The sequence below is a fragment of the Bacteroidota bacterium genome (assembly GCA_034723125.1).
Classification (GTDB): Bacteria; Bacteroidota; Bacteroidia; order CAILMK01; family JAAYUY01; genus JAYEOP01.
This window is the reverse complement of record JAYEOP010000086.1, coordinates 1-4852: the sequence shown is the minus strand read 5'-3', so window position 1 is coordinate 4852 and position 4852 is coordinate 1. Positions and strand designations below refer to the sequence as shown.

Genomic DNA, 4852 nt, shown 5'->3' with positions numbered 1-4852 from the left:
CACAGAGTGAGAATTGTGTGGTAGTAACTTGTGTCTCGTCCTGAATTTTGATTACATTGTTTCATGACAAATCCTTAGTCCCCATTTCACAATCTCCATCTCAACAGAATAAGGAAAGTATGGTTTTTTGAAATTTTATTTTTCTAATATATAATTATTTTTCACCTTTGCAAAAGATAGATTATTAAAGGAATCTGTAAAGTTATTAACAAAATTTGTTTTATTTTTGAATTTTATAACACATACATTTATAGCACATTATATTTAACGAAAAATCATATTTCATTGCATTTCATATAGTTTTATCTTTCGATTTCTTGTTGAAAAATATATTTTATTTTATTAATTGAGAGAAATACTTTTGTTCTCCGTTAAATTAGATAATAGCTCCAAACTATAATATCATTAATGCTATTTTTTACTTATCGCATTTTATATTAACAATTTTTTTAAAAGTTAGATTTACTGAAAACATGAAAGGAACAAATACACAAAAAAAAGGATTAACAATTAACAGATTTTTCACAAAAGACAAGACATCGGTTTATGATCAATATCAATATGATATTCGTTCATCAGTAATAAAAACCCCGAGTGGTGAATTAATATTTGAAATGAATAATGTTGAAGTACCAAGAGGTTGGTCTCAAGTTGCTACAGATATTTTATCTCAAAAATATTTTAGAAAAGCGGGAGTTCCTATAACAAAAGGCAAAAATGGACAAGAAGATTCAATTAAGCAAGTTGTTCACAGAATAGCAAATGATTGGAAAGAATGGGGAATTGAAAATAATTATTTTAAAACTAATAAAGATGCAGACATTTTTTATGATGAAGTAGCCTTCATGATTTTAGGTCAATATGCTGCACCAAATTCACCACAGTGGTTTAACACAGGATTGTACAGATCGTATGGAATAAAAGGTAAAGCACAAGGACATTATTATGTAGATCCTGATTCAAAAAAGTTAAAAAAATCAAAATCAGCTTATGAACGACCACAACCTCATGCATGTTTTATTTTATCGGTAAACGATAATCTTGTAAATGATGGTGGCATAATGGATTTGTGGGTTCGTGAAGCAAGGATTTTCAAATACGGTTCAGGAGTTGGAACAAATTATTCAGATATAAGAGGAAAAGAAGAAAAATTATCAGGTGGAGGTAATTCATCAGGATTAATGAGTTTTTTACAAGTAGGAGATAAAGCTGCAGGAGCAATCAAATCAGGTGGCACAACAAGAAGAGCTGCAAAAATGGTTATTCTTGATGTTGATCATCCCGAGGTTGAAGATTTTATTAATTGGAAAGTAGAAGAAGAAAAAAAGGTTGCTGCTTTAATAAAGGATGGATATTCTGCAGATTATGAGGGAGAAGCTTACAGGTCGGTTTCCGGACAAAATTCAAATAATTCAATTCGCGTATCAAATGAATTTTTGAAAGCTGTTGAAGAAAATAAAGAATGGGAATTAAAAGAAAGAACATCAGGAGAGGTTATAAAAAAGGTAAATGCAAGAAAGCTTTGGGGAAAAGTTTCTGAAGCAGCATGGACTTGTGCAGACCCTGGTGTACAATACGATACAACAATAAACGAATGGCACACATGCCCTGCAGGAGGTAGAATAAAAGGTTCTAATCCTTGTTCCGAATATATGTTTTTGGATGATACAGCCTGTAATCTTGCATCTTTGAATTTAAGAAAATTTTACAATGACGAAACTCAAGAATTTGATATAGAAGGATACAAACACGCAATAAAAATTTGGACTATTGTTTTAGAAATTTCAGTTTTGATGGCACAATTTCCCTCAAAAGAAGTTGCTCAAAAATCATTTGATTACAGAACATTAGGACTTGGATATGCAAATCTCGGTTCATTATTAATGGTAAACGGAATACCTTACAACAGTGATGAGGCTTTTGCATTAACAGCTTCATTAACAGCAATTATGACTGCTGTTTCCTACAGCACTTCATCCGAAATGGCTAAAGAACTTGGAGTTTTCGAAAAATACGAAGAAAACAAAGAAAATATGTTGCGAGTAATCAGAAACCACAGATATGCAGCATATAATACTTCAGATAGTTTTGAAGGACTTGGCATAAACCCAAAAGGAATTGACCCGAAATATTGCCCTGAAAATCTTTTACAAGAAGCAACAAATTCATGGGATGAAGCTTTACAGATGGGTGAAAAATATGGTTATAGAAATGCCCAAACCACATTGCTTGCTCCTACAGGAACAATAGGATTAATAATGGATTGCGATACCACAGGTGTTGAACCTGATTTTGCACTTGTTAAATTTAAAAAACTTGCAGGCGGTGGATATTTTAAAATCATAAACCAATCTATACCAAAAGCTCTTAAAAAACTTGGCTACAATGAAAAAGAGATAAAAGATATAATTACTTATACAACAGGAACAAATACATTAGAAGATGCACCTTTTATAAATTACGAATCTTTAGGCGACAAAAAATTTACTTTGGATGACATTAAAAAACTAGAAAAAGGACTTAAAAATTCATTACACTTGAGTTTTGTTTTTAATTATAATACACTTGGTGACGAATGTTTACAAAGACTTGGATTTAAAAAAGAGGAGTATTCAAAGGAAAGATTCAATCTTCTTGCTGCCTTGGGTTTTAAAGCAAAAGAAGTTGAAGAAGCTAATAAAATTGTGTGTGGTAAAATGACAATTGAAGGTGCCCCACATCTTAGAGATGAAGACTTAGCTGTATTTGATACCGCAAACAGAAATGGCAAATATGGAAAACGTTTAATTCATCCTTTAGGACATTTGAATGTAATGGCTGCTGCCCAAGCATTTCTTTCGGGTGCAATTTCCAAAACAGTAAATTTCCCAAATGAAGCAAGTGAAGATGATGTACGTGAATGCTATAACCACGGATGGAAATCAGGATTAAAAGCTATAGCTATTTACAGAGATGGCTGTAAATTGGCACAACCATTATCCAGTACTTCCGATGATGAAGATATTGTTGATGAAGAAAAAGAACATAAAAACGAAATATCTACAGATGAGTTAACTCAAGAACAAGTTCTTGCTGCTGCTCAAAATCTTATTCAAAAATCACCCGATACAAAATTTAAAAGAGAGCTATCAAGAATAGTAGAAAGAAAAAAATTGCCAAACAAAAGAGGAGGCTTTACTCAAAAAGCAAAAGTAGGAGGACAAACGATATTTGTAAGAACAGGTGAATATGATGATGGTACTCTCGGTGAAATTTTTATTGACATGCACAAAGAAGGAGCTTCCTTCAGGTCAATGCTTAATTCATTTGCAATAGCCGTTTCTATTGGATTACAATATGGTGTACCTCTTGAAGAATATGTAGATAAATTTACTTTTACACGATTTGAACCATCAGGAATGGTACAGCATGAAAATATAAAATCTGCAACTTCAATAATAGATTATCTTTTTAAACTTCTCGGATTTGAATATCTTAATAGAATTGACCTTGTTCAGGTTAAACCAAAAAAAATTGAAACTCCAGATGTAAAAGACGAAGAAAAAACCGTTAAAAACAAAGTTGTTTCTGTAACAGAAAAAACAAAAAGCGAAGATAATTTATTTGCTCAAAAAGATGTAAAAGAAGAAAAAGATTCTGTTCAGGATTACTTTAAAGACATGATGGGAGATGCACCTCCATGTGATATCTGTGGACACACAACTGTAAGAAACGGCACTTGTTACAAATGCACTAACTGTGGGAATAGTTTGGGGTGTAGTTAGAACACAACAATAATCATAGTCCTGTTACTTGAAGAAAAAACAGAGAACAAGCACTTACAAATGACAATAAATTCATTTCTAATCACTCTGGGTTCACTATCTGTAACTCAGAGTGATTTTAAAATTTTCATCTATAAGAATATTTAAATATCAATTAAATATTCAATTGATATTATTTCATTAAATTTGCCTACAAAACCAATTACAAATCTTATGAATAACGACATCAAAGAAGTAGCAAAACTATTAGTAAATTCAAAATCTGCAATCGCATTTACAGGAGCGGGTATTTCTGTTGAGAGCAACATTCCTCCCTTTCGTGGGGAAAATGGACTATGGAATAAGTATGACCCGAAATATTTGGAATTAAATTATTTTCACACTCATCCTGCCGAATGTTGGAAAATTATCAAAGAAATATTTTATGATTTTTTTGGAAGTGCAAAGCCAAATGCAGCCCATATCGCTCTTGCTGAATTAGAAAAGATGAATATTATCAAGGCTGTTGTTACGCAAAATATCGACAACCTTCACTTTGATGCAGGCAATAAAAATATTTTTGAGTTTCATGGAAATTCAAGAAATCTTGTATGTTTGGATTGTGGTAAAAAATATTCAACGGAAATAATTAGCGAAAAAGGAATGCCTCTTTGCAAGAAATGTGATGGTGTTCTTAAACCTGATTTTATTTTTTTTGGAGAACAAATCCCTGAGCCGGCAGGTTCTTCTTCTTTTGATTTTGCAAAAAAATCTGACATAGTTATTATTATTGGTTCAACAGGAGAAGTCGTTCCTGCTAGCCATGTACCTGTGCTTGCAAAACAAAGCGGAGCAAAAATTATTGAAGTAAATATTTCCAAAACAAATTTTACTTCACAAATGACAGATATATTTTTGGAAGGAAAAGCATCGGAAGTAATGACAGAATTGTTAAAAGAAATTAATTTGTTAAAAAACTCATAATAATACCAAATTAACATCAAAACACCCGATATAAATCATTTCTATTTCCCTTTTTTGTCGTTAAAAATTATTTCCGTAGCTATGGCTATGCAAAGAATTTTTGCCTAAAAAAAGAAAAATATAAT

2 protein-coding genes are annotated in these 4852 nt (G+C 31.7%); both read left to right on the top strand.

Going from position 1 to position 4852, the window contains the following annotated elements; all coding sequences use genetic code 11:
* The first annotated feature begins 473 nt into the window (after positions 1-473).
* A complete protein-coding gene (locus U9R42_02635) occupies positions 474-3764 on the top strand; it encodes a vitamin B12-dependent ribonucleotide reductase (GenBank protein MEA3494911.1) in 3291 nt (1096 codons plus the stop codon).
* Positions 3765-3977: 213 nt separating this feature from the next.
* The gene (locus tag U9R42_02630; protein MEA3494910.1) at positions 3978-4727 is read left to right on the top strand and encodes an NAD-dependent deacylase; all 750 of its coding nucleotides are present in this window, start codon (positions 3978-3980) and stop codon (positions 4725-4727) included.
* The last annotated feature ends 125 nt before the right edge of the window (positions 4728-4852 follow it).